The organism is Mesorhizobium sp. L48C026A00, from assembly GCF_000502375.1.
Lineage (GTDB): Bacteria > Pseudomonadota > Alphaproteobacteria > Rhizobiales > Rhizobiaceae > Mesorhizobium > Mesorhizobium muleiense.
Window position 1 is genome coordinate 41,975 of the sequence record NZ_AYWU01000028.1, and the last position, 25,437, is coordinate 67,411.

Annotated in this window: 21 protein-coding genes and 1 pseudogene; 2 read left to right on the forward strand and 20 right to left on the reverse strand. The window is 56.7% G+C overall.

Features of this window, described 5'->3' with window-relative positions:
• Positions 1-48 precede the first annotated feature (48 nt).
• From X738_RS73580 to X738_RS73595, 5 genes and pseudogenes are all read right to left on the reverse strand, one after another.
• A complete protein-coding gene (locus X738_RS73580; protein WP_023802638.1) occupies positions 49-564 on the reverse strand; it encodes a hypothetical protein in 516 nt (171 codons plus the stop codon).
• Positions 561-1,241 carry a methyltransferase gene (locus X738_RS73585; protein WP_023802639.1) on the reverse strand — a complete coding sequence of 227 codons (681 nt, stop codon included), beginning with the start codon at positions 1,239-1,241 and terminating at the stop codon, positions 561-563. The genes X738_RS73580 and X738_RS73585 overlap by 4 nt, the downstream gene beginning before the upstream one ends.
• Entirely contained in the window at positions 1,238-2,821 is a 1,584-nt protein-coding gene (locus X738_RS87615; protein WP_023802640.1) for an amino acid kinase family protein, read from the reverse strand. Before X738_RS87615 ends, X738_RS73585 begins: the two co-directional genes overlap by 4 nt.
• 35 nt (positions 2,822-2,856) lie before the next feature.
• Positions 2,857-4,125, reverse strand: coding sequence for a DegT/DnrJ/EryC1/StrS family aminotransferase (locus X738_RS73590; protein WP_023802641.1), 1,269 nt, complete (start codon positions 4,123-4,125; stop codon positions 2,857-2,859).
• 1,414 nt (positions 4,126-5,539) lie between these two features.
• Positions 5,540-6,257 (reverse strand): annotated as a pseudogene (locus X738_RS73595) (IS3 family transposase); the annotation flags it as partial.
• A gap of 632 nt (positions 6,258-6,889) precedes the next feature.
• Between X738_RS73595 and X738_RS73600 the strand changes: the two are divergent.
• Entirely contained in the window at positions 6,890-7,747 is an 858-nt protein-coding gene (locus X738_RS73600) for a sulfotransferase domain-containing protein (RefSeq protein ID WP_023802644.1), read from the forward strand.
• Between the two features lie 584 nt (positions 7,748-8,331).
• Here the strand turns inward: X738_RS73600 and X738_RS73605 are convergent.
• The 14 genes from X738_RS73605 to X738_RS73665 form a co-directional block, all read right to left on the reverse strand.
• Complete coding sequence (locus X738_RS73605) at positions 8,332-9,150, reverse strand: HAD family hydrolase (protein ID WP_023802646.1); 819 nt, start codon at positions 9,148-9,150, stop codon at positions 8,332-8,334.
• The gene (locus X738_RS87620) at positions 9,147-9,602 is read right to left on the reverse strand and encodes a hypothetical protein (RefSeq protein ID WP_245277808.1); all 456 of its coding nucleotides are present in this window, start codon (positions 9,600-9,602) and stop codon (positions 9,147-9,149) included. Before X738_RS87620 ends, X738_RS73605 begins: the two co-directional genes overlap by 4 nt.
• Positions 9,575-9,952: a metallophosphoesterase gene (locus tag X738_RS87625; RefSeq protein WP_023802648.1), complete on the reverse strand. Its 378-nt coding sequence runs from the start codon at positions 9,950-9,952 to the stop codon at positions 9,575-9,577. Before X738_RS87625 ends, X738_RS87620 begins: the two co-directional genes overlap by 28 nt.
• A 59-nt stretch (positions 9,953-10,011) precedes the next feature.
• Complete coding sequence (locus tag X738_RS73615) at positions 10,012-11,268, reverse strand: ABC transporter substrate-binding protein (RefSeq protein WP_031256416.1); 1,257 nt, start codon at positions 11,266-11,268, stop codon at positions 10,012-10,014.
• Positions 11,269-11,306: 38 nt separating this feature from the next.
• Complete coding sequence (locus tag X738_RS73620; protein WP_245277809.1) at positions 11,307-12,089, reverse strand: carbohydrate ABC transporter permease; 783 nt, start codon at positions 12,087-12,089, stop codon at positions 11,307-11,309.
• A 47-nt stretch (positions 12,090-12,136) separates the two neighbouring features.
• Positions 12,137-13,090, reverse strand: a complete 954-nt coding sequence (locus tag X738_RS73625; protein WP_023802651.1) for a carbohydrate ABC transporter permease — start codon at positions 13,088-13,090, stop codon at positions 12,137-12,139.
• A 1-nt stretch (position 13,091) separates the two neighbouring features.
• On the reverse strand, positions 13,092-14,240 hold the full coding sequence (locus X738_RS73630) for an ABC transporter ATP-binding protein (protein ID WP_023802652.1): 1,149 nt from the start codon (positions 14,238-14,240) through the stop codon (positions 13,092-13,094).
• Positions 14,241-14,270: 30 nt separating this feature from the next.
• Positions 14,271-15,137, reverse strand: coding sequence for a MurR/RpiR family transcriptional regulator (locus X738_RS73635; RefSeq protein WP_051407949.1), 867 nt, complete (start codon positions 15,135-15,137; stop codon positions 14,271-14,273).
• A gap of 346 nt (positions 15,138-15,483) precedes the next feature.
• Positions 15,484-16,962 (reverse strand): sulfatase family protein, encoded by a 1,479-nt coding sequence (locus X738_RS0143620; protein WP_063830569.1) that lies wholly within the window; start codon positions 16,960-16,962, stop codon positions 15,484-15,486.
• A 78-nt stretch (positions 16,963-17,040) separates the two neighbouring features.
• On the reverse strand, positions 17,041-18,342 hold the full coding sequence (locus X738_RS73645) for an ABC transporter substrate-binding protein (RefSeq protein WP_023802656.1): 1,302 nt from the start codon (positions 18,340-18,342) through the stop codon (positions 17,041-17,043).
• A 24-nt stretch (positions 18,343-18,366) separates the two neighbouring features.
• Positions 18,367-19,191, reverse strand: a complete 825-nt coding sequence (locus X738_RS73650) for a carbohydrate ABC transporter permease (RefSeq protein ID WP_023802657.1) — start codon at positions 19,189-19,191, stop codon at positions 18,367-18,369.
• A 4-nt stretch (positions 19,192-19,195) separates the two neighbouring features.
• Complete coding sequence (locus X738_RS73655) at positions 19,196-20,074, reverse strand: carbohydrate ABC transporter permease (protein WP_156942699.1); 879 nt, start codon at positions 20,072-20,074, stop codon at positions 19,196-19,198.
• A 342-nt stretch (positions 20,075-20,416) separates the two neighbouring features.
• A complete protein-coding gene (locus X738_RS73660; protein ID WP_023802659.1) occupies positions 20,417-21,472 on the reverse strand; it encodes an SIS domain-containing protein in 1,056 nt (351 codons plus the stop codon).
• Entirely contained in the window at positions 21,469-22,341 is an 873-nt protein-coding gene (locus tag X738_RS73665) for an N-acetylglucosamine kinase (protein ID WP_198032899.1), read from the reverse strand. The genes X738_RS73660 and X738_RS73665 overlap by 4 nt, the downstream gene beginning before the upstream one ends.
• Before the next feature lie 365 nt (positions 22,342-22,706).
• Between X738_RS73665 and X738_RS73670 the strand changes: the two genes are divergently transcribed.
• Complete coding sequence (locus tag X738_RS73670; protein WP_023802661.1) at positions 22,707-23,534, forward strand: MurR/RpiR family transcriptional regulator; 828 nt, start codon at positions 22,707-22,709, stop codon at positions 23,532-23,534.
• Here the strand turns inward: X738_RS73670 and X738_RS73675 are convergent.
• Positions 23,531-24,808 carry a D-arabinono-1,4-lactone oxidase gene (locus X738_RS73675; protein ID WP_156942700.1) on the reverse strand — a complete coding sequence of 426 codons (1,278 nt, stop codon included), beginning with the start codon at positions 24,806-24,808 and terminating at the stop codon, positions 23,531-23,533. The two genes, X738_RS73670 and X738_RS73675, sit on opposite strands and share 4 nt — an antisense overlap.
• Positions 24,809-25,437: the final 629 nt, after the last annotated feature.

The following is a 25,437-nucleotide window of genomic DNA, read 5'->3' on the forward strand; positions in this document are numbered from 1 at the left end:
CCCTGTGGTGTGGGAGGGGCGGCGCCGCGAGGCGTCCCCCTATCCCGATCAATCCTGATTCTCAACAAGCCCTAGCGCGGAAATCATAGCAACCAATTTGTCCGGGCTGATTTCATCAGCCATCAACGCGGAATGCTCCAGGAGTGCAAGCAGATCATCCCTATGCTTCGAATGATGGCCCTCCAAGTACATCTCAATCTTTCGCGCGATGACGTCCGCGAAGCTCGCCCGTGTCCCAAGAAGCGGATCATCAACTAACGCCGTTGGTCGCTCCTCTTCGAGAACCCAATTCATCGCCAAGGTCCCGTTCGACCCCAAGAACACGATCTCCAACTCCGCGCCGGCAGGTCGCTGTGAGGCGATGGAGAACCCCGCGTCTGCCAGAGCCCTTGTATCCTTGTCCACAGCTTCCGTAAATGCGACCAAATTGACATGATGAACGTCAACATCATTCGGCACACGCTGGATGAATTGCGAAAGGACGCTGCTGCCGGCCACCCAACTATCTTTGCACCGGTTGGGCGAAATAGCCACAAATCCAGTGTGCATCACGTCGGAAATCATATCCTTATATCCTTCTTGGATATTGAGAACAGCCTGTAAATCACGTTCACGTGGGGATAGGTTCCGGACCGCAGCATCACACATGTGAGATCATTCGAAGCCGCAATGTGTTCAAGGAGATCGTCACGGGCATTAGTCCCGAATCCTAGAACGATACGACCTGTTTTTGTAAGGAACTTTGGGCCCTCCGACAAAAAACGCTTGAGCAAGTTATACCCTGGATCGATCGCGCCACGTTCGATGTCATCTACATACATGTAATCTTCTGCAGCGAAGTTCGACGGGTAATTCCAAAATACAATATCGAATCTCCTGCGACGGGGGATGTTTGTGAATAAATCGCTTTCGATAGCTTCCACGTTCTTGATGCCGTTTCTTTTGGCATTCTCCAATGTGTTCGCGACCGCCCTCTGGTTGATGTCGCAAGCTACTAACGACCGCGCACCACTTTTTGCCAACAGAAGGCCGGGAAGACCGAAGCCGCAGCCGATTTCCAATATGGTCTTTCCGGCGAATGGCGGGAAATTCTCGCTAATCCAACGCCAACCCTCGAAACTCTCAGGAGGAAAAACCCCTTCCAGTACGATCAGATCAAGCCCGAATTCCTGCAAATGGCGCGGGAAAGTGCCTTGTTGGCTTGTCCGCAGCGTTGTCCTGATACTATCGAGTTCGCTCATATGTGCTCCCCCAGATCGATGCGGTAGTCGTCGCTATCTGATTCAGGCTCGACGGCATCGACGGTTCGCTTCAGCAGGCAATGCCAAAGAGGCATTGAAAACAGACCAGCCTCAAGAACGAGGCGGTCCCAAGATGAGCGGACAGATGCGTGCTGAACAACGCCTTCTAGACCGGCTCGATCCCCATGAAGGTACCGGTCGACGGCCGTTGTCAGGCCCCTCTTTGATGCGAGTAGGAGGGCTTTGCCGTAACTTGATCTCGCGTGAGCAAAGGCGCTACCATCACCCCCATTGTCCGGCATCTGCACAGATTCCCTGTCGCAAAGAACGTTTAACAACGTCTGGAAAGATGAATGGACGATGTGGCCGGTATCCAGAGAATTCCAGGCGGCCACTTCGTTGCCGAAGAATTGGCGCCGAAGTATTGTCAGCTCGGCCTGCATTACTTCTGGACTGTCGCTCACATGGAGGAGGTTCGTCACGGGATTGTCGCAAAAAAAGAGACTGCGTACGGTGCCGCTTATAGCATGGGCCGGCTGTGTATTACCCTTTAGGCCTTGCGACAGGTGCAGCGCATTAGGTCCGCTCCAGATTGTGGCGCAAACCGGACGCATGTCGAACAAGTCCAGTACCAATGGCCAATGGTTCCCCCCGGTGGAATGTGTCAGGGAATAAAACGCATCGATCGATCTACGACTGTGGATTGAAAAGAATCGCTCCGCGAGTTCCAGGCCGGTTCGCCTGCGAATAAAATCGTCGAGCAGGCACGTGATTCCGGAGCGCGCGACTTCTGGGCCATAAACTACTAGTGCCGCGGAGGGCATCATGCCGCCCCCCCCCAGATCCTCGGTTCCGATATAGGCTTTGCTGCTCCCGACGGTAATGTTGGTCGCTTTAACGCGCCTCCCTTCGAGCCAATCGGAGAGACGAGAAGAATGACGAGCGTTAATCACCACGCCGGGGAGGCGTTTCTGCGCCATAAACTGGACCGCGCACGCGTCAATCGACGTGTGGCCGAGAAGGAGAAGATCTTGAGCAGCGATCTGCTCTATAAGTGCAGCGGGATCTTCGGTTGCTCCACCACGATACACGCCATCAACATCTGTCAAAATCACCAGCCGTGGTGCCCCGGTGAGCCAAGCGACCCACGCGGCAACGGCATCGGATGTAACATCCCAACTCCATTCCACTGGATCAGCCGCAAACAGCAAACGGGAAGGTAGCAGGACTGGAATCTTTCCAACTCTCGCGAGATTTCGGCATTCACCTAGGCTGGCCGATGGAACAAGCTTGGAAGAGAAGGCGGTGTCCGCAAGCAAATACCCCGTTTGGTCCTGTGCTAGCGCACACGCATGATGCGCCGTAAACGAGTCCAATGGCTCGGCCGCATCAATTGTTTCAATTGCTTTGTCCGGGATGCCGCCGCCCGGAACAAGTAGTATTCGATGACCGTCACCGGCGAGACGCTCAAGTTCAGCCAGTGCAAGCTTACACACGGCAAGGTCCCGCATGATGCTCCCGCCGAATTTCACAACAATCGAAAAGCCATATGGCGGAAAACCCTTTATCAAGCCGTCCATCGTTTCGCCCTCCCGTCCTCCGGCCAATACACGATCTAAGGGATTTTCGAGGTTAAATTTGGAAGCGCTGCCCAGACCTTTTGAAATGCGGCCGCGTACAATTTCATCACTTCTACGCCGTTTGGCGGAGCCATCTCCGACACGCAAAACATAGTGTTCAGTAGCATCATGGTGTTTGGAAAATCGGTCCTTGACCATCTCTTACTGACATCCGGAAGATACTCAAAAACGGGCTTCGTCAGCCAAACCATGACAGGAACTCCCTCGGCTTGAAGGAGCTTAACGATGAAATCCCTGGCCGAAGGGCCACCTAGAAAACCGAGCTTTTCCGGCTCAAGACGAAGCGGGAGACTAAGGACGGATTGTTGATGAACTGCTGGATCGAAAAGAGGCAGAAGCCCTGGGAGATGGCCAATTTCCTGCCAGAGGAACATTGCGTTGCTTCGCCTTTTTTTGAGCTGCCGGTCTAGGCGCTTGAGCCTGTGGTTGGCTATAGCAGCAGAGAATACGTTGGGTCGGTAATTGTAGCCTTTCGAACTCGGGGAGAAAATTCTAGCCCCACATCGCGACGAGCTTGTCAGCGAAACCTTATCGACATGGTGAATCAGAGCAGGGTTCCTTGTCAGAACAAACCCAAGCTCACCCGCTCCGAGGTGTTTAGCCCCGTTCCCTGAGAGAGCAAGTGCGTCGGTCTCTAAGTAAGATCCATTTACAATGTTTTTCGCAACGCCAATCGATTGGCAGACATCGTCAATAATTGCCACGTCACGCGCTCGCGCAGCCAGCCTAAGATCCGGAACCAAAATGTTATTTCCGAACAGGTGAGTTATGAGCACCACCGCGTCCCCTGGCTCGATGAGGGCGGCCGCCATCTTCTGATCAACTCCCGCAAGGTTTGGCTCTACATCGACAAAGACCGGCTCGAGTCCGCTGATCGCGATGGGGCCGACGGCTCCTGGCCAGTTCAAAGCCGAGGTGACAGCTCGGCGGCCTCGATTCCGGTAGTAGTCGAGGGCCACGTGAATAGCGGCTGTGCCGCTTCCAACAGCGCGCACAGACCAGTTGCCCGACCACTCCGCTAGGCGCTTTTCGAGCTCAGTGACAATAGGGTGATTGACGCGATGATATTTGCCGCTTTTGACAACACTGGCGAGCGCCTTCAGATGCTTGCGTTTGGCAGCTGGCCAGGGGGCAACTCGCCCGGCCGGCACTGTAGGATTCCCTCCGAAAAGGGCGAGAGAAGTGTCGTTCTGGTGAAGGCGTGTTGCGCTTGCTTCCAAGACTAAGCTTCCATGCTTATTCATGTAGTCCTCCAGACGCTAGCCTGATGGTGGTGTCGACCATCGGTCACTCGTGAAGGCAGAGTCGAACCAACCCACCTTTCGTACGCTTTTACGTTTCCAAGCGCAGGCTCGGCCCCGGCGGAACGCTCAATAACAGAGAGTTCGCCCCTGAGAGGAAACCGGGTGCCGTGGCACCCTCTCGGTACGTTGAGTTCAGAAAGGCGCTTCAAACTCGCGACCGGTGTTGTGAGGCGAGAATTTTCTCACAATGATCCGTATCAGATCTGCCATGCTGTCTGCTTTCCTTCATTTCATCCGTTGCGTTTCGTACCACAGGAAGCTATTCGGCAGCTTCCGTTGCTTTGCATCAGGGATAGCTCAAAATTTGTGCCACTTGCCAAAGTTGATACGTCGGCGAAGTCCGCACTTCGGGCTCAACCGATAGAGAGGGCCCTTGAATTCCTGGGTATTCAACCCACCCGGCGGTATTGCAAGTGGTTGCGTCCAGAACTTGCGAACTTTCAGTGACGATTCCTGAGGCAACGATGCGGGTCGCCAAAGCTGCTTTTCCGCAAGCCGGCTGGCTGACGATTTGAGGCCGATCTGCCATGGCCCTCAGCGCTCGTAGCTCTTTTCTGCTCGCCGCGACGCCATCGTGCCTGACCCTCATTACCTTGCTTCAATTCGCCGAGGGTCTGTCGGATCGAGAAAGCGGCGGGATGCCGCGAGAAGCCGAGAAGCAGTATTGACTAAAATATCTGCTGGCTTTCTCGCTCACCGATTCCGACCTTGACCACACGCTTTGTGCGAATTTCGGGCGCGCCTGATTGCCGTTCGGGCTGAAGCGATACTGTCGGCGCTGTTCTCGACATAGCCGCATCGCGCCATCTGGTGTGGCCTGACGGTCGTCAGCGCATCGACCCCACAGTTTTTGTCGCGGCGGTGCGTTTGCAGCATCTTTTGTGCCGAAGTATTTGGCGTCAGGATCTTGGCCCGCGAGGGAGCGGCACCGGCCTCACCGGGCGGCCGCGCTCGACGTCAGTCGGCGTTATGACGCTTGTGGGGTAGATGTTCCTCCATTTCCGTACATCGGAAGGGGAGGTCCATGCCATCAAATGGGCAGTCCAGCGGGCCAGATATATGACTCTTGTGTGGATGCCAGCCGTTTGCAAGGAAGATTTTGACGGTCTTGTGTCAGGCCTTGAGTTGCGGCCATGACCTGCCGCGGGCCGGTATGGTGATACGCGGAGTCAGGTCCACATCTAGAAAGCGAGCGCGAGGCTTGGTGCGTCATTCTGGTTTTCCTGATCCCGATCTGATAGATCATTTGCCCATTCGGACCCGGTTCAGGTGTGCTGCTGAATGCTCATGCAGGCACCGTTGCCGGATTTCGGTAATCCTCTTCCTTCCTCAGCATTGACGTTGCCCGCAGCTTTTATCCGACCCGAAGTTCGCTCAGGCGGTCGGTCTTGCCCTGTGGGGCGGGTTGAGCGACGGGCAAAGACGTGGAGCCGATCATGGTGCGTAGCGCCGTGTCCCGTCGCGGGCTGAAGGTGTTGGCGAACTCGAAGGATGTCTGCTACCCGAGCCGCGAATGTGGGCGATGGACGTTGTAATCCGTTCGCCAACTGGGCAAGCGCAGCGCGCGGCTGCGGCAATGAAGGGAACAGCGTCTCGTTCAGGAGTTCGTCGCGGAGGCGTCCGTTGAAGCTTTCCACGAAGGCATTCTGCATTGGCTTGCCCGGTGCGATGTAATGCCATGCGACATGGCTCCCGTCTGCCCAGGCGAGGATGGCGTTGGTGGTCAGTTCACTGCCATTGTCGCTGACGACCATCTTCGGCTTGCCGCGCTCGATCATGGGGCGATCGAGTTCGCGCGCAACCCACACGCCGGAGAATGACGTGTCCCCGACCAACGCCAGGCATTCGGGCGTGCAATCGTCGACGATAGCCGGAACACGCAAGCGGCGACCGTCGGCCAGTTGATCGGAGACGAAGTCCAGCGACCATCGGTCGTTTGGCGCCACCGCAACCATCATCGGTGACCGCGCTCCAATCGCCCGCTTGCGTCTACCCCGCCGCCGCACGGCAAGCTTCTCCTCGCGATAGAGCCGGAACAGACGCTTGTGATTGACGACATAGCCTTCCCGGCGCGATGTGGCCGAGCTCATAAGGGTGCGCACGCAATGCGTTGACCAACTCAGTGCGCTGATTGACCAGCTGTTCCCGGTGCGAAACATTATGGACCGAGACTGCTGCTCCTCGGTTTTCAGTCCGACGAAGCGCATCGTCGGGCGTTGCGCTGCCTCGACGATCGCCTCCGCATCCGCTGCGTCGTTCTTCTGCCGCTTGATGAACGCTTTTGACATAGTGAGGTGCAATCAGCTTCGGCTGATGGCCAGGCCGGACCATCACGCGCGCACAATAATGGGAACCGGCGCACGCCTCCATCCGCGACACATGCCGGGTGACCCGCCATGAATTTGCAAAAGCTTCCAGCGAAATACGACTGATGCCGTCCCGTGCAGTTGAAGAGTTCTTTGCCAGATCGACCCCGATGATGGTAACCTTTTCCATGGATGCCTGCCTCTCCTTGCGTGACGCTAACACCACAAACTTGGCACATTGCGATACCGCCGGAGAAGGCTGGCATCCTTCCGTCACTCAGCGACGGCGATAACAGGGCGCGACTGCCTGGGGCCAAGCTGGCAACCTCGGAATTTATCCACAGTCCGCATTTGCTACCTTGATTGCTTAACACCCTGCAAAAGTGAGAAGATACGCAATGGTCCACCCGCTTCCAGAAGAGCTGCGCGTTATCGCGGGTCAAAATTTTCCGCTTTACCCCTGCTCAAATGGAGCATGGTCAATTAAGCCCACGGGCGGCGCCACAAGCGCGCGGGTTATGATTTGTTCCATTCCGAAGGCGGGCACCCATTTATATGCCCGTCTGCTTGCCATGCTCGGGCTTGAACAGTCCGATGTGTTCTTTAATAAAGAATATCTGGGAGACTTCCGCTTTGTGGATGTCGAAAGAGCTCGGTTCACTCATTCTGAAAACATCCTGTGGATACCGATCGAGATATCGTCGCGCTTTATCCAGCCCGGTCAGTTTGGCTATGGGCATCTACCGTGCGACATGGGCATTCGCCATAGTTTGGCGGATTTCAAAGTCATCTTTCTTTCGCGTGAAATGCGTGCGGCGATTGTGTCGCAGATGCGATATGTCGGGAATAGCGACTGGTGCCCGCCTGGGAGGGCTGAGATCAAGTGGCGCAATGAGCCGAACGGGCCCGAGAAAATGCTGAAGTACTTTGATGAGATCGCGCCTTTCATTTTCAACGAACGCTGTCATCCATTGGTGCCGTGGGCAGATGAGGAGGATGTTCTTGGATTGACCTATGAGCAGATCATAGGTGACCAAGGGCGCGAAATTCAGCTCGAGACCATTCGCAAAATTGCTGAGTTTTGCGGAATCCAGCCACCGCAGCAGCCGGAGCTGATCTTGAACCAACTAATTGGAGAGCAGACCTTTACCTTCTCCGGCAGGCGAACTTCGTGGGAGGCTTGCTGGAGTCCGGAGGTTGAGGCGCGGTTTATCGCGCTCGGTGGGTCAAGACTCAACGAGCGATTCGGATTTTGATCTGGAAATGGCCGACGAAATGGAACACCTTTCCCTCGGAGAACCATGGTGGCCTGTTGCTGCTGGTTCGGCTAATTTTTGGTCTTGATCGACGCTTGCCGAAACAATCGCCGCGCTCCTACGCCGCTCGATGGCGTCTCTCACCCTTCACGAGCCTCGACTAAAACGACGAAGGTCGACTGTGCAATATCCTCTCTGCGGCGTGCACCCGGAAGGCTGGCGGGCATGGAAGCCTGGCTTGACAGCCTCAGTGCCGCCGGTCGGAGCGTACGCATCAGGTGAAGCTTTCAATTACCCACATCGTCGGCGGGGCCTATTGCCATGAATCTGCCGTCAATCTGTCTTTGACGCCGAATCACCGAGGCGTCACGGATGCGAGATAGCTGGCTGCTCGTGTGGGATGTGCCGCTCGTCGCCGCCTCGCTCATTCTTACTAGGCTTCTCCGGCGGTGGCGAACGGGAATCAGGATATTTCCCCCCTCTGCCCTACGCTAATAGACTTGAGATCTGCGTTGCCGGGATGCTCACATGGCGCGTCAAAAACATTGCTCGGGAATGATAGAATATGGTCCAGCCTCATCCGGTCACGCTACTACATCAGCCATGTGGGGTGCGGGAATAAGCGACGAAAGGTGGACGTTCGCGGAGGCCGAGTGTGTTCCCTTGCCACGAAGGGCGTTGCAGCACATGCTATTACCGGGCCCTTCTGCGACCATTGAACTGGGCTGAACCTCGCTCGTCACCAGCAATACGCCAAGTTCTCCAGCTGATCGTGCGACGACTGCAGCACCGGCTGAGACCAATCGTTGACCGTGGTCATCGAGGCAGTGGCCGCCGGCAGTGAAACCGATCACCGTCATCCCAGCGGCCACACCGGCTCGGACGCCGGCAATGCTGTCCTCCACCACGACGCAGCGCGCCGGCTCCGTGTCCATTTGGGCGGCAGCGAACAGGAACAGGTCCGGTGCAGGCTTGCCCGCCTTTACCATGACGGAGCTGAACACGTGCGGATGGAAGTGCGGCCAAAGCTCCGTCAGTTCAAGACCCAGTCGCAGCTTGTCAGGGGCGCTGCTTGAGGCGACGCAGCGGGGTAATGGCAACTGATGCAGGAGCCGGTCAATACCGCTGATGGCTTGCAGTTCCGTGCGGTAGCTTTCCTTGATCCGGGATTGCACGATGGCGTCGAAGTCGCTGGGGAGGGGGCGGCCCCAGTCTTCTTCGATCATCTTCCGCATAGTGGCTGAGGACAAGCCGGTAAAGCGCAGAACCACCTCAGAATACGACGTGGGATAGCCGATGCGGGTAAGTTCCTCGGCATCAATGCGACTTGCCAGTGTCTCGCTGTCGATCAGAACGCCGTCGCAATCGAAGATGACCAGTTCGTAAGGGTTCTGTTGCCTCATTGCACGTCCTTCGGAATTGGGCCTGCAGCTGAGACCTCAACCACATGTCGTTCGTTGACTTCGAAACGGTGCACAAGGACGCTATCATCGTCGATCAGTGCGATGTCGAAAGCCGGGGCGTCCTCGACAAAATCCGCATCCCTGCGCGCTAAGTGTGGTATGATCTGATGCGCAATCCCACGGCTTGCGCTGAACGGAATGCCGCTCCAGGTGCCGCCGACGTCGACGTGCACATGACCATGGAAGACGTGCCGCACATTGCCGGCCCCCACGATCGCCCGCATAATCTGGCGCCAGTTCTCCGTATTCCACTGCTCAAAGTGTGGCAGGCCGATCGGCTGTAGCGGATGATGGGCGAAGAGGTACGCCGGCGCTTGCGGCCTCTCTGTCAGCCGTTCTAACAGCCATTCCAGTCGTCCCTCGTTCAGCGCGCCATGCCCAAGACCCTCCACCAGGGTGTCGAGGAAGATGAGGCGCCCGACCGAGGTCTCATGGATTGACTGGACAAAGCCCTTCCTATCGCACGGCTCGCCAGGGAAAGCGCGTAAGAAGTTAGACTGTCGTGGTTGCCGAGCAGAAGCCGGATGGGCACGCGCATCTCCTGAAGCACTTCGCGTAGCAGTTCGTAGGAAGCGAAGTCTCCCTCGTCGGTGAGGTCGCCGGTCACCACGCAAAGCTCGGCATCGGCGTGATCCCGGTTGATGCGCTCGATCGTCTTGCGCATTCGCTCGGCGGGATCGAAGCCAAAGAGCATAGCGCCGGCCGGCACAAGGTGGAGGTCAGTCAAATGGATCAGTTTCATTGGTAATTCCGCGAAAACGGAGAGACGCCGCACTGCGTGCAGCGTCCCGGACGAGACGATCAGTTGGTTTTCGGCAGGAGTGCGCGAACCTGGAACGCCATATCCGCGAGAGCTGCGTCCGGTTCCTTGGAGCCAAGGGCAATGGCCGTCATTTCGTCGCGGAGAACCTCGCCGATCTGAACACCGTTGTCGCCAGGCCAAGAGAACCACGGGCGGGCGCGCGGCATCTGCAGCACGCTGGTGTACCAATTGGGATGCTTCTCATAAAAGGCACCAAGATGATCTTTGTCCAGGGCAAGCGTATTGGTCGGCATATAGCCGGTGTTTGGCACGACAATGCTCTGGCCTCCGGGACCCGTGGCGAACCTGACGTAGTCCCAGGCGGCGGCGCGCTTGGCGGGATCGTCGGTGAGGATAACCGCAACCATGCCGCCCGTCGGCATCGTGGCGTTTTCAACACCAAGCGGCTGTTTGGCGGTGCGGAGTGTGAACCGATCTCCAATTTCACCTTCGAAACCGCTCACACTGCCGGCGGAGGCGAAGAAGAAGCCAAGGTTGCCGGAGGTGAAGAGCTGCTTGGCAGCGCGGGGGTCGATCGCCGGCTGAGCGCCGTCGGTATGGAACCGCTTGAACAGCTTGACTGCAGCCTGGCCGGCAGGACCGTCAAACGCGACGTCGCTTTCCTTGTCGTTCATCATCTGGCCGCCGAAGTTGCGCACCAGGTTCTGCGTGGCCCAGTCGTCCGAGCCAAGCTGGTAATACATGCCGGACGTTCCGTCGCCGAGCGCTCCGATCTTGGCGGCAAGCGCAACAAAGCTGTCCCACTCGGTCGGGATCTTGTCGGGATCGCCGCCAACCTTCTTCACCAGATCGGCATTGTAATAGACGACCGGCGTCGACATGGCGAAGGGAAGACCGTAGAGATGGCCGTCGATCGTTGCGAGTGACAGCACTTGGTCCGTGTAGCCGTTTTCGGCCAGGTGATCGGCGGCAACCAGATCGTCGATGGGTTTCACAAGTCCACGCGCCACGAGCGGCCGCAGCACATTGAAGCCGACGAAATGAACGTCCGGCAGCTGGCCGGCCATGCTCTGGCGGATCAGCGTCTGGACAGCTTCATCGTAGCTCGGCGCAGCAGCGCGGAAGTTGATCTTGATATCCGGATGGTCCGCCATGAAGCGATCGGCGATCGGCTTATGGATCACTTCGTGTTCGGGCCAGGCGTAATAGACGTCGAGGTTGGTTTCGGCTTGCGCCGGCATGGATGCCGCAGCGGCAGTGATACCGGCGGCAAGGATCATTGCAATTGTTTTCACATTGCTCTCCTGAGTTTTAGATTGGGTTGAGAACGGAGCTAATGTCGGCCGAGCACCAGACCCCGGATGAAGTGTTTTTGCATGAGAAGGAAAAGAGCGACCAAGGGCGCGGTCACGAGAACGCCCCCGGCCATGAGCGCACCGACATTTCCGGTGCCCTCACCCGACTGCCGGAAATAGGCAATCCCGAGGGAAGGCATCATCATGTCGGGATTGGTCGTCACCACCAGCGGCCAATAGAGATCGTTCCAGTGGGCGACGATGGAGAAGATCGAGAAGGAGGTGACCGCCGGCCAGGCTGCGGGCAGCATGATCCGCAAGGCGATCGAAAGCTCGCTGAAACCATCCAGCCGCGCCGCGTCGAGCACCTCGTCCGGGAAGGTCACAAAAAACTGCCGGAACAGGAAGATCGCAAACACCGAGATGATCCAGGGCAGAATGAGCGCGGCATAGCTATCGAGCAGGCCGGACTTTGCAAGAGCTATGTAGATCGGGATGGTCGGTATCTGCACCGGCACGAGGAGCCCGAGAAGAACGGCGCCCAGGAGGATCGGACGGCCCGGGAAGGACAGCTTGGCAAGTGCATAGCCACAGGGAACGGCGACCGCGATCTGCAGCATGAGGATCGCCGCGCAAACGACTATTCCGTTTCCCATGAACCGCAGAAGCGGAATGGCGGACAATGCATTGCCGTAATTTTCGACGGCGCCGTCTAACGTCGGCATCGGCAGAAGGCCCCCGTTGAAGATCTCGCTCTGCGGCGTCATCGAGGCGAGCAGCATCCAGAAAAACGGGAAGATCATGAAGAGCGCGCCGCTCATTAACACGACATGCGAGACAGAGCGGGACGCGGAGGATTGCGCCAGGATCACGACCGGCCTCCATTGGTTTTCCAGCGCGCCTGGTGCTCGGAAACGCGCATCTGGACGAGCGATAGGATGGTCACGAAGATGAAAAAGGAAACGGCAATTGCCGACGCATATCCCACCCGAAAGAAGCGGAAGCCTTCTTCATAGAAGGTGTAGAGGATGACCGAGGTCGATTTCATCGGCCCACCTTGGGTGAGAACCGCAACCGTCTCGAAGACGGAAAAGGCACGGATGATCGTCATGACCGTGACGAACAGGGTAACCGGCGCTAACATCGGCCAGGTCACAAGCACGAAACGTTTCAGGCCCCTGTCCGCTCCGTCGATCGCGGCAGCTTCATAAAGCTCGTCCGGAATGGTCGAGAGACCAGCCAGAAAGAGGATCATGTTGAAGCCCACGAGCTGCCAAATACCGATCGCTGCAAGCGCATAGATTGCCGTTGCCGGGTCTGCAAAGAACCTGACGGGAGAAGCGCCGAAAAGCTGCAACAGCGCGTTGGCGACGCCGAGACTAGGATGCAGGATCGCTTCCCATGCGGTTGCGAGCGCGACCAGGGTAGCAGCCACTGGCAGAAAGTAGGCAGTTCGATAGAAGGCCGCGAACCGCGATCGGGCGATCAGGAGAGCGACCAACAGCCCCCATCCAATCGTCGTCGGCACGACCACGAGCACATAAAGCGCAGTGTTGCGCAGGCTCTGAGCAAAAGCCGGGTCGGTCAGCATGCGCGTGTAGTTGGCGAGCCCGACAAATCGGGCGCCGGCCAAACCGAGGGAAGCGTCTGTGAAAGACAAGGCGAAAACGAGGATGGCAGGGCCGATCAGGAGAGCGGCAATCATCAGCGTCGCTGGCAGGGCGAGAACGATGCCGGCACGGGCCTGAGCGCGGGCCAGAGTGAGTTTTATTGAAGCCTTTGCAGGCACGGAGCTGATCGGGATATCCTCTACGACGGCCATATCAAGCTGCCCTGATGTGATCGTGGCGCCGGCGCGCGCTGTCGGTCGCGAAAAACCACGCCTTTTCCGGATCGATGGCCACCCCCAACTTCTCACCCTCGCGCAAGGACTGTGCGCGCTCAGCCGGAATCCGGACGACGAACTGAGCACCCGCCTCAGTACCGACAAAGACGTTCGCATCGGTTCCAGCATGCTCGATGCGCCCGACATGCACCGGCAGGGCGCCGGACTGGTCCGCTCCAGTCAAGGATGCATGCTCCGGCCGGAAAGCCAGCGTACCGGACTCTGCCGATCCGAGGGCATCGCGAATGATGATCCGGTTGCTGCCGATCATCAGCCCGCCACCAGTTGGTGCGGGTACCGCCAACTCGTTTAGAAAAGGCTGGGCCAGAAACCGGGCAACATCGATATCGAGGGGATCGCGGTAGAGATTGGCCGGGCTCGCGACCTGGCGGATCTCGCCGCCGAACATAACGGCGACGCGGTCCGATATTGCTGCCGCTTCCGCTTGGTCATGGGTAACGAAGATCGTCGTCGTGCCCATTTCCTTGTGCAGCCGAGCGATCTCGCCGCGCGTATGGATTCGTAGCGCGGCGTCCAGGTTTGCCAGCGGCTCGTCCATCAGGAAGATCTTCGGCTTGCGCACCATAGCGCGCCCCAGCGCCACACGCTGCCGCTGCCCGCCCGATAGAGCCGCCGGGCGCCGATCTAGGAGCGTATCGAGCTTGAGAAGTGCCGAGGTTTCCCGGACTCGCTCCTCGATCGAGCGGTACCGCTCTTTAGCTCCGGGCAGCAGACCGCCCACGACCGGAAGCCGTTCGAGACTGCTCAACTCGCGCATCACCAGCGGCGCCGCGATATTGTCGTGCACATTCAGATGCGGATAAAGCGCGTAGCTCTGGAAGACGAAGGCAAGGTCGCGATCTTTCGGCGCGACGCTATCCAGCCCCCTGCCCCCTGCGCGTATATGCCCCCGATCTGCGCGCTCGAGCCCCGCTATGATCCGCAAGAGTGTTGACTTGCCGCAGCCGGAAGGCCCGAGCAGCGTCACGAACTCGCCTGGAGCGGCCTCGAGGGAGACGTCTTGCAGGACATCCGTTTCGCCATACCGCTTACTGATTTTGTCGATGTGGAGGTCCAAGGCTGCCATTCCGAGTCCCTTTTCGGTTGCCGACAGGCCTTAATGGCGTTTTATTTCAATTTCATTACAGTTGGAGTTTAATTTCATTGCAACCGATTTCTCCAACGCCTTTCCGAGTGCCAGCATCAGGCTTTCGATCACGAAGATCTTGCCGATCATCGGGGTCAGCGTGCCGCCGATCGGGTGGTCGTCAAGACCGGAGGCCTGCAAGGTAACGTCCGCCGCCTTGCCAAGCGGGCTGCGGGCGCGGTTGGTGATGGCGACGGTCAGTGCCCCTGCGGAGCGGGCGCCCTTGAGGAACTGAATGGTATCAACTGTCAGGCCGGAGATCGAAAGGCCGATCGCCACGCATCCGGGGCCGGGTCCGTTGGCGACTTCGTGAGCCATGTTGGAGTTTCGGAACGCCCGGGCCGTAAGCCCAACTCGCAAGAGCCGATAGGCTAGCAGTTCTGCTGTCACCCCCGACATTCCGGCTTCGTAAAGATCTATCCTTCTGCTTGCCGCAATCAATTCTGCGAGCGTCTCGAGGGCCTCGAGATCGGCATTGCTGTGCGCGATCCCTAAATTCTGGGCCATCGTGTCGCGCAAGGCTAGCAGGGCGGCGTCGGGCTGCTGCGGGGCGGTGGATTGAGGCCTGGAGAGGCCAATCTCTGCCGCCAGTGCCAGCTTGAAATCGCGAAAGCCGGAAAAGCCGATCTGGCGGCAAAGCCGCAAAATGCTGGCTTCCCCACTACCCGCGAATTCACCTAGTGCCCCGACCGAGTCGTGCAGCACTTTCTCGGGGTTCTCCAGGATGTATTTGGCGATCCGAGCAAGCGCATTCGGCAGATGATCGATGTCCTCCTGCAAGCCAGATAGGATGCTCTCGCCCTCTGCCGCTGTCGTTGCAGGTGAGTTAATGCTCATTGCCACAATCCCGTACCTTATGAAGCTGAAGGAAAGAGGAGCGAGATACCAATTTCAGGCTTCCGATTTATTTTGCAACTCCAGTGCTGAGCGGTGGCCGCAATCAATGTCCTTCGCCTGCCACATGTGCCCCATCCACATATTCCTGCTCCAAAACCGAAGCCAGGACTGCGGCCACCACCGCCGAAACGCCGACCGCCAAGAAGCATACGCGTAAGCTGGTCGCTTCTTCGGCGCGAGCGAGAGCTCTAGTGAGAAACCGAGCCCGAACCGGGCGACCGGGGCCGGCTCCGAGAGTACGAGAACAACGCCTAGCTCGTGACCTTCCCATGCCGGTCTGCCAAGACTAGTAGTCCTCATTTCTCTCCGGACCGGATCCACTTCTAAGCATCATTGCGGAAAAGCTGCGCTCTAAAAGGTCGGATTTCAACACCCGATGATGGTGGCTATCCCAGAGATCATAATGCTCATTGGGGTCCTCTTGATGATCGAACAGCTCTCCTATTCCAACATCGTGATATACATTTAGTTTGTGACGTCCATCATAGTACATTGATGCGCGAGACCCTCGGCTGCCGCGGAACCTGAGGGAGTTGTGATACTCACTGACAACGTATGGCTTATGGCAATCCAGTGAGGTGTTGCCAAGCAGCATCTGGTCGAGTGAGAGCCCCTGCATAGCCTTGGGGACTTCAAGCCCCGATAACGAGAGCAATGTGGGCGCAATATCGACCAGCTCGACTAGTGCATTCGACACAGATCCTTGGGCTGAGCTGCCAGGCACGGAAATCACAAGTGGGACATGCACCACACCCTCATAGAACCGGCAGCCTTTGTAGAGCAGGCCGTGGTCACCCATCATGTCACCATGATCGCTCATGAAGACAACGATCGTGCGGTTCAGCTGGCCGGTTTCCGTCAAAGCGTCTAGTATCCGGCCGACCAGATCGTCCACTTGAGCCACCTCCGCGTGATAGGCCGCTCTCATCTCCCAAATATTGTACTTCGTGGGTGGCGCTTCATGCGTAGGTCCTGCCAATTCGTCGTTGTGCGCCTCACCCGCGTCTGTTGCTGCATGCCAAGGATCCACCGCGAAATTTGCTTGCTGATCGACTCGTTCAAATTTCTTCTGGTGCTCGAGATCAATCGGCTTGAAGGCAGGATCAGGCATATCACTTGGGTTGAACCGCCTGAGGTAGTCTGGCGGGGGATTGAGGGGCGGATGAGGCGCGTCGATGTTAATGCCTAAATACCAATTACGATCAGAATGCATCTTGATGAAACGCTCAGCCCGATCGCCTGCCCAACGCGCCTGCCGATATTCTGCGGCCGGTCCCGGACCATAGTGTTGGTCAAGATACGGTTTGAAGTAGGCTTCTGGATCGACTCCTTTTGACCACATCCACGCATGATAGTCATGGTTGCCTGACCACTCCGGAAATGGCTCAGGGCTCCAGTAGAACTCGGCAAATCCATCGTCTGGGCGCTTTTCTATCATGCCACGGGTGGCAGACAGATGCAGCTTTCCTATGTGCCCTGTATAGTATCCGGCATTCGCCATCAGTTTTGGGAGCAAAACGAGATGCGAAGGAAATGTGCCGGCGCCGTTTTGATGCACTTGGTGTGCGATCGGATACAACCCTGTCAGAAAGCTCGTTCGGCTCGGCGTGCAGATCGGGCTTTGACAATACGCACGAGCGAATGCCGTACCCCTTGCGGCCAGACGGTCGATATTGGGAGTTTGCGTGCCTTTGAACCCCATGCACTGCAAGGTGTCCCAACGCTGCTGATCGCTGCAAATCCAGACTATATTAAAGTTGCTCAACTCTCATCCCATACGCTATGGAGGTTCAGTTCGCGCACCAACGGCGCGCAAAACCGCGCCGGTGGTGACGTGTAAAGACTATTTCAGGTATCCAGCACGCTTCACGATTTCGACCGCATCACCTTGAGCATCGTCCAAGGCAGCCTCTGGGCTCTTGCTCCCGACAACCGCCTCTTGCAGGGCACGGCCAAGGCGGTCGCCGATCTCCTTGAATTCAGGGATCCGAGGATAATACCACTCGGGCGCCCCGCGAAGCGTTTCTGCATAGGTTGCCGCAAACGATCCATGGCCATAATCATAGTCATGTTTCGCACGGATTTCCGGATCGTCCCACAGCGATGTCCTGGTGATGGCGACAAAGGTGCTGTCGAGCGAAATCCGCTTCATGAGATCTTTACTCGTCGCCCATTGAAGGAAGGCCGCTGCAGCTGCCTTGTTTTCTGTTGCAGCTGGAATGACATACGCCTGTCCTGCAAAGGGCGGGAACCTCCCACTTACACCCCCAGGGGGCAAAGCAAACCCAAGCTTACCGACGACCTTCGACAGCTTGGGATCGAGAATGCGACCTGCGGTGGGAGCGCCTTCGACAGTCATAGCAATGCGGCCCTGCTGCATTGCAATGACGACGTCGTCAAACGTTGCTGAGGTGCTGCCAGGCACGGTGAAATTGGTCATCACGTCTGTGTACCATTTCAGCGCCTCCACGGCGGCGGGCGTATTGACCGTGGGCGTCAGATCCGCCGGTTCGTTCGCGAAATACTTACCGCCGAAACCATAAAGGACCTGGCCCCAAAACCAAATATTTTCACCGGTGTCGGGCTGCCCCCTTAGCGCAGTGCACTGGATGTCAGCCTTTTTCAACAGCTCGCAGTCCTTGCGGAATTCCTCCCACGTTTGCGGTGGCTGCTTGATACCGGCCTTCTCGAATAAGTCGGGACGATAATAAAGGAGCTGCGTCGCCGCGAAATGCGGCAATGCCAGTTGTTTGCCGTCCTTGTTGTACAGGCGCAGCACGGGAGCGATGAAATCCTGTACGTCCGCGCTCTTCATATCAATGTAATTATCAAGCGGCTCCAGGATATCGCCAGATGCGTATCGCCCGAACTCCTCGCTCCCTAAGTATACGACGTCGTAACTATTTGAGCGCGTCAAGAGCTCGACCGACACCTTTTGAACGGTCGGCGCATACCCGAAGAGATCAAACTGTACTTCAGCGCCAGTCTTCTCCGTGAATTCGTGCGCGAATTTTTTGAGCTCCAAATCGTATGCCGAGTTTGTCGATAGGACCTTTATTTTCACGCCGTCATAGCGCTGCTGAGCCGACGCACCGCCGCCGACGGCAACACCTAATGCAACAGCAAGAATTCCAAGACATCTCATTGCTTCTCTCCTTGAGCTAGCGTTTCACCCTTTCACGGAACCGGTCGTTGTTGGGCCGGCGACGTATTTCTTTACGAACGGCACGAAAACCACGATCGGGACCAGCATAAGCACGCATGCGGCTGCCGCCTTGCCCCAATCGGTCCCCTCAAATGGCATGAAATTCAGTATTGCGACGGCTGCAGTTTTTGCGTTATCGCGTGTCAGTGTCAGCGCAAAAAGAAACTCGTTCCACGAACCAATGAATATCAATATTGCTGTTGCCATGATGCCAGATCTGGCGATGGGTATCGAGATGAGCGTCATCGTCTGCAGCGTTGACGCGCCGTCTATCATCGCGGCTTCTTCAATTTCACGCGGCACTTGGTCGAAAAACGCCGACAAATACCAGATCGCAAGCGGAACAGCGAACATTGTGTTGACGATGATCAGCGCAATCTTCGTGTCGACGAGGTGTACTTGACGAAAAAAGAGAAAGTAGGGGATGATGTAGATCATCGCTGGCGCCGCCCGGAGTGCCAATACCAACGTCAATACCCTTCGCATGGCAGTTTTCTGCAAATGAGAGATACCAAAGGCTGCCGGGACCGAAAGCGCCATGGTCAATATGATGGTGCTGCATGAGACCACAATTGAATTGATGAGCGCGGAAGAGAAGTCCTTGTCAGCGATTATCGCAGTATAGTGCTGAGTGGATGGCTCCCCCACGATCACGGGCGGCCATTGAAACATCTCGGTTGGCTGTTTGAGAGATGTCGATAGGGTCCACAATATCGGCGAGAATAGGAATAGCGCAAAGGCAGCGCAGACAAGATATCCGTAGATGTGACGTCCAAGGTCTCGACGCATGGGCTTACCTCCCAACGCGAGCGGCCGAGATCTGGCGAATAGACCAAAAGCACACGCCGACGATCGTTGTTGTGAATGCCACGAGAATTGCGGCGGAATAATCAAGATCGAGATATGTAAATGCGGTCAGAAAAGCGTAGAAGTTTAGGGGTTCAGTCGCCCCTGCCGGCCCGCCACCTGTCAACACGAAGATCACGGGGAAAATCCCAAGGACCTCTAAAGCTTGAAACACGGCAACGGCTCCCATCGCAGGTAAGACGAGCGGTATGGAAATATACCATTGCGCCTGGGCCCAATTTGCTCCGTCGAGGTTTGCCGCCTCATAAATCTCGTCTGGGATCGAGTCCAAAGACGAAAGAAGCAGCAAAGCAACTATGGGAACCCCAAACCAACTCGATACGATGATCACGGAGACAAGCGCTGACGTTTTGCTTCCAAGTAAGTCAGCTTCGAAATTGTGGCCGAACAAGCTTGCGAGATAAGACAAGCCGCCCACACCAGGAATGAGGAACAACTTCCACACAATTCCGCCCACCGCTGGCGGAACTACCGACGGAAGCAGGAAAGCTGCTTTCATCCACCGTGTGCCAACGAGCTTTTCCTTTAGCGCTATTGCCAACGCTAACCCACACAGTAGTTGGAGGCCGACGGGGACAACGACCAAAATGAACGTAACCAGTGCGGCGTTGATAAACCGACCGTCGGATAAGAAGCGCGCGTAATTGTAAAGCCCGATAAAGCGCGTCTTTTCCGGGAAGGCTATGTTGAAGTCCCCGAACGAGAGGGCAGCGACAGCTGCAATCGGCACGAACGTCGCAAGACACAGGAACCCGATCGCGGGTGTAACGAGCGCCGAAGACACTTTAAGCCGGGAAGATGCCATCGTCCGTTGCTCCTGGAATATGTATGCTCGCCCTGGAATGGGCCCCTCAGCTGCTGTCAGCAACGCTAAAGCGAGCTTCAGCAAGCATGAGGGCGTCAACGATGCAGTGTTCGCCCCGTGGTGAGTAATTCGCGGCCGTCAACGTGATGAAGCGCCGAGAAAATTCCACGATGTATAGTTTTTTTGTAGACTTACCTTTCCAAGTTTCATGCGCCTTTGGAAACAGAATGCTGCGCAGCATTCAATTGGTGGGCGAAGCACGACGCATTCCTACCCGTCGACGAAGGTCTCGAGGTAGCTGGATCACTGCCACTGACTCGCCATTGCTGTCTTGATCAGGGGCTAGGAAGGGCGTCCGGAACGTGTCATCTCCGGACGCGCGTGCTCAGATCGTGGCTCCGATTCGTTCATGGTCACCTTTGTGTCATTTTGGCTATAACGAAACTGGGCATCAGTAAGTCCGGCCGCGTCGGACAACTCTGCGGCTAACAGTTGAGCGGGCAGGATGTCCACGATTGATCGTGCCACGCGGTTCTGCAAAAATGGTACCTTCACAACTGTCAGGTTTTTGTCGTCTTGAGGCGACTCGCTTGCGGTCACCAGAAGAACTGCGCAGCCGATTTCAGCCAATTCCTGCGCCAGTCGCACTTCGCGGCCGTCACCGAATATCAAAATCCCGGTTGCCTGATCCATCGATTCCATCGGGCCGTGCAAGTAGTGCAGCGTGTCTGAGACGCCGGTGGGCACCCTCGCAGCCTCGCGAATGAGCAAACAAGCCTCGCCCGCTGTACCCAAGGCCGATATCGCGCCAACGCAATCGATCGCCCGCTGGTCATGAAACATTTCTCCAATACGTGCCATCTTTTTCGCCGAGTCTTCCAAGACCTCGCTTGCTATCAGAGGAATGTCGTTCCAATTGAAGCTGTCTTCACCACAGAGCGCATCTATCAGCAGCCCGCCTGCCAGCAGCGAGCCTGTGTAGCCGGTGCTCGACGGCAGTGAATCCGGACCGGACTCAAAGTGAAGTGCTGCCGAAGCGGTGCGTGACAGTGGGTCGTTGCCTTCGCTTGTAATCGCCAGGGATGGTAACCTACTGTGGACGGTGAGTGCAGCGATTGGCTCGATGCTTCTTCCTCCGACAGAAAAGACTATGATCGCGTCGCCAGGGTCGCCCGGCTCCATGAGATCGACCGCGCGCCAAGTATTTGCTCGTCTACCGCGACGTTGCAGTTCACCGGCCACTACCCCCGCTGCTTCGTAACTCGCGCCTATCCCGGTAACGACCACAGTCCCCTTTTCAAACGGCACGAGATCAAAATCGCGAAGCTGCGTTCCGACGACTTCCAAAGTATGGCGAAACTGATCGGGTTGGCGAGCGATCGTTGACCTGTAAATCATTGGATATCCTTGTGTTGGAAGATGATTGAGCTCTCTGAGCGATCGCCGGCCATGCGAAGTTGCCGCGCCATAACGCAGGCGCCTAAAACCGGCGGCTTGTCGAGGAAGGTGACCGCTACTGTCGCCCCGAAACGATTGGAAATTTGATGGGAGAACGCATTGGCTAAAAGTGGCTGGGCGAGAATGACCCCCCCGCCTACCACGACGTCTTTGTCGGGCACGCCCGCCAACATCAGATGGTGGACCAACTGAGTCAGGGCCGCTGCGCCCTCGTCAATAACGCGTTTAGCCAAGGACGAACCTTCATTGGCGGCGTAGAAGATAACGGGTGCGTGTCGCCCCAGAGCCGAGGCGCTGCCTTCCTTCGCGATCGCGGTGCCGATGTTCGTGGGGCTATTCAGTCCGAATGCCTCACAAAGCGCTTCGACAAGCGGCTCTGACCTCGCCCCTCCCAGGTCAATATGCAATCGCACTGCTCGGCCGGCCTCGCGTACTAAACCTGGAGCGCTCCCTTCGTCTCCGATTGCCCAGCCCCAACCGCCTGCGACATGCATCTTGCCTTTCTGGTCTCGAGCGACGGCGATTGAGCCAGTGCCCGCGACGACACCAATTCCGCTGGAAAGCCCCATGGCGAGGGGAAAAAGTTCTGCATCATTGACGACCCTTAAGGGGCAGGCAAAATGATTGGAAAGTGGCTGTTGGAGAACGGCGCACTCTTCCTCATCATCGCATCCATGAGAGCCAATCGCGATGCTGTTGGGCGTGGCGCCAGCAGCAAATCTGCGAATTAGCGCGATTAGTCCAGGGATATCGTGGTCATAGGCGCCAGAACGCCATTCACTGGTTCGCACGACCAAATCGCGGGCCATACCCTGGTCCAGGCAAGCCCTCAAATGCGTTTTGGTGCCACCGATATCGACACCAATTGTTATAGAACCCATCTCTTCACTCTGTTCGCATTCGCGTGTAGCGGCCGCGGTTCCAGTCTATTTTTAGAAGAATATCACTATTTTATCTTTCACAAAAGATGGTTTTTTTCATCATCTCGAGTTATCTTACCGTTGACGAAGGGATGTCGGATGTCAGTTGCAAAAAGGGAGGCAGGCGGTAGAGCCCTAACGAAAATTATGTTCACTGCTTGGCAATGTGCTGAAAAGTTCCTATTGCTCTCGCTGCCCGCGTCAAATCAAACCCAGAGGAGCTGGAGCCCCGTGATCTCAAGGGAATCGTTTTAATGCAGGAAAACATTTTAGCGCGATTGCGATCGTCTCAGCCCAGTCTCAGTCCGGCGCTCCTTCGCATCAGTGAGTACGTCCTTAAGGATCCCGCGAAGGTCGTGAATCAAACCATTACGGAGGTTGCTGACGGATCCGGATCGAGCGAAGCGAGCGTCTTAAGGTTCTGCAGAGACATCAAATTTTCGAGCTTTCAGCGTTTCAAACTGGCGTTGGGAATCGAACTCTCCACTCACCAGACAATCAGACACGCCAGCCCCTCTGGTGACGTCATCGACGATACGCTGTCGACGGCCGTCACCGCGCTCAAGCAGACAAAGGACCTGTTGAACCAGGCCGCTCTCGAATTGGCGGTAAAACAGATCATACGAGCAAAAAGTATCGATCTCTACGGTTTCGGGGGCTCTGCGAATGTGGCCCGATACGCGCATTACTTGTTTGTTCGATTCGGACTGGTGTCGCGCGTGCTGGACGACCCGCATCTCGCAGTCATGAGCGCCGTGAATCTCGGGCCGAAGCAAGTCGCACTGGCAATTTCGGAATCTGGCTCGAGCAAGGATACCATCAACTCACTTATGGCAGCCAAGGCTGCTGGCGCATTCACCATCGCAATCACATGTCATATACGCAGTCCAATCGCTGCCAACGCGGACGCTGTACTGGGAGCATCCTCAACAGACACCCCCATCATGCGAGGAGCATTCTCCCGGGTCGCTGGACAATATTTGATCATCGACATCCTCGCCAACATGATCGCTAAAGATGGCAGCAAGTTCCAGGCGGCTATGCAGCGAACCGCAGAAGCCACCATAGATAAAAGCTTTTAGCCGAAACGTTCGCGCAGGTAGTCGTTCAGGAAACGACCGTCCGGATCAAAGCGAGCCCTTTGGGAAACAAAATCCCGGTATCTTGGGTACAAGGCTTCGATCTCGGACCGCCCCAGACTGTGAAGTTTGCCCCAGTGCGGACGACCTTTCACCGAGGAAAAGGTTGTCTCGCAATCACGGATGAAATCCCAGTAGTCCTCTCCTGCTGCGCCGGACACGGATATCATCGCGGTCTTCCGCTGAAAGTACGGACTCAACCAAATATCGTCAGCCGCCACGGTTCTATACTCCACCGGGAATATCTGCGACGGATACTTCGTCTGTATCAGCTTGCGGATTTCGCGGAATACCGCCGGACCGTCCTCGTAGGGCACCGAGTATTCGCATTCGTTATGGTTCGGCATCGGAATTGAACCCGGAAATATCCGGTAGCTGGGCCCTATTCTCTCGCCGGCCCGATCTTCGACAGACTCTGGCAATTGAGCCGTGATGTTCAGCGTTCTCATTTCGCAGACACCAGATTTGCTGCGAGTACGTCCGATGCCAGACGTGTCGGGCAGGCTGTATAAGGACGCCGAGTGTTCGGTCGGGCACCAGAAAACGCGGAGACTCCGGTTTTCCTGACATAGCTGATCCAGGTGATCCATGCATTCTTCGAAATCCTCACGCCATATTTTGTCATGAAGATCAAAAGCAGGAATAAGCTTCATCGTGACGGAAAGTACCACGCCGAACATTCCGATAGAAACTTTTGCAGCGTTGAGGGCGTCGACGTCTTGCGAAGCATCGAAATTGACGATGGATCCGTCGCCGGTGGCTATCCGCATTCCAACTATCGGGCCCGCTAAGCATTTTAAGCTGTCGCCGCTGCCATGCGTACCCGTCGATACGGCCCCGCTTATCGTTTGCAGATCGATATCGCCCTGGTTCGGCAATGCCCAACCTGCAGAACGCAGTTCAGGACCAACGTCACAAATCCGCGTTCCGCCGCGAAGCGTCACGCTGCCGCTGGTTAGGTCGATATTTTCGATCCCCGATAGACGCTCCGCTGAGATCAGAACTCCGTCCGTGGGGACAATCGGCGTATAAGAGTGTCCCGTACCCACGACGCGGACGCGCAGGTTTTTCGAGGCTGCTGCCTTGATCGTACTGCAAACGTCATCGTCCGAGCTTGGCATCTCGAAATGCTTTACCCGACAAACCTGATTGCTCACCCAGTTCCGCCAGATCATGCTCGGGCCGAGTGTCGGCGATCCTGTTTCTGAAGAAGGCAATGGAGTTATCCTTGTTTGCGTTTTCTCGGGTGCTTGGCGGCATTCTAATGGCTTGGGCAGCCGTCCCGTTTCAGCTGAAACGGCAGCGCTGTCGCGCTGTGGCCGCCCCCGACTGATTTTGGGACGCTATGATGGATATCACCATCGCATTACATATAAAAGAAGATAATTTCCATTGTAAACTGAACTGTGCCAAGGCGCGAATCCGACCATCGTGTGGGGCACCAATCGAAAACCGTCTTGAACTCCGGGACCTCATTGGATCGGGGCTCAGCTCATTTCAAGCCTTGATGCCCCACGAACTCAGGCCAGAAACTAGAGCCCGCTGAAGGCAACCAGCGGGCGGAGGCGGACCGTTGCGCCCAGATGGTATTTTCATATCAATAGATGGTTTTTCATCATATCAGTGCCGGCAGGGATGCGTATCCTTTCATGGGCGCGCCACCAATTTTGAGGTTTAGTGGTGTCCACTTGCACCGTAAGCGATGTCCCGACGGCACCTTTCGGTGATCGGCGTGAAGGACGATGTTCGGAGCCTTTGAGGGCTTCGACACATGACGATTTCAGAGCTTACGCTTAAATCCAGCGATCACGAGCCCGCGCGCCGGTTCGAGGTGTTCACGGGCTCC

Coding starts and splice junctions, on each gene's coding strand:
- X738_RS73625 (WP_023802651.1), bottom strand. CDS start 13,090: ATGGCCGTCGTAGAGGATATCCCGATCAGCTCCGTGCCTGCAAAGGCT.
- X738_RS73600 (WP_023802644.1), top strand. CDS start 6,890: ATGGTCCACCCGCTTCCAGAAGAGCTGCGCGTTATCGCGGGTCAAAAT.
- X738_RS73635 (WP_051407949.1), bottom strand. CDS start 15,137: ATGAGCATTAACTCACCTGCAACGACAGCGGCAGAGGGCGAGAGCATC.
- X738_RS73665 (WP_198032899.1), bottom strand. CDS start 22,341: ATGGCCCGCGATTTGGTCGTGCGAACCAGTGAATGGCGTTCTGGCGCC.
- X738_RS73605 (WP_023802646.1), bottom strand. CDS start 9,150: ATGAGGCAACAGAACCCTTACGAACTGGTCATCTTCGATTGCGACGGC.
- X738_RS73660 (WP_023802659.1), bottom strand. CDS start 21,472: ATGATTTACAGGTCAACGATCGCTCGCCAACCCGATCAGTTTCGCCAT.
- X738_RS73580 (WP_023802638.1), bottom strand. CDS start 564: ATGATTTCCGACGTGATGCACACTGGATTTGTGGCTATTTCGCCCAAC.
- X738_RS73645 (WP_023802656.1), bottom strand. CDS start 18,342: ATGAGATGTCTTGGAATTCTTGCTGTTGCATTAGGTGTTGCCGTCGGC.
- X738_RS87615 (WP_023802640.1), bottom strand. CDS start 2,821: ATGGACGGCTTGATAAAGGGTTTTCCGCCATATGGCTTTTCGATTGTT.
- X738_RS73620 (WP_245277809.1), bottom strand. CDS start 12,089: ATGAGCGGCGCGCTCTTCATGATCTTCCCGTTTTTCTGGATGCTGCTC.
- X738_RS73670 (WP_023802661.1), top strand. CDS start 22,707: ATGCAGGAAAACATTTTAGCGCGATTGCGATCGTCTCAGCCCAGTCTC.
- X738_RS73590 (WP_023802641.1), bottom strand. CDS start 4,125: ATGAATAAGCATGGAAGCTTAGTCTTGGAAGCAAGCGCAACACGCCTT.
- X738_RS73655 (WP_156942699.1), bottom strand. CDS start 20,074: ATGGCATCTTCCCGGCTTAAAGTGTCTTCGGCGCTCGTTACACCCGCG.
- X738_RS73630 (WP_023802652.1), bottom strand. CDS start 14,240: ATGGCAGCCTTGGACCTCCACATCGACAAAATCAGTAAGCGGTATGGC.
- X738_RS87625 (WP_023802648.1), bottom strand. CDS start 9,952: ATGAAACTGATCCATTTGACTGACCTCCACCTTGTGCCGGCCGGCGCT.
- X738_RS73585 (WP_023802639.1), bottom strand. CDS start 1,241: ATGAGCGAACTCGATAGTATCAGGACAACGCTGCGGACAAGCCAACAA.
- X738_RS73650 (WP_023802657.1), bottom strand. CDS start 19,191: ATGCGTCGAGACCTTGGACGTCACATCTACGGATATCTTGTCTGCGCT.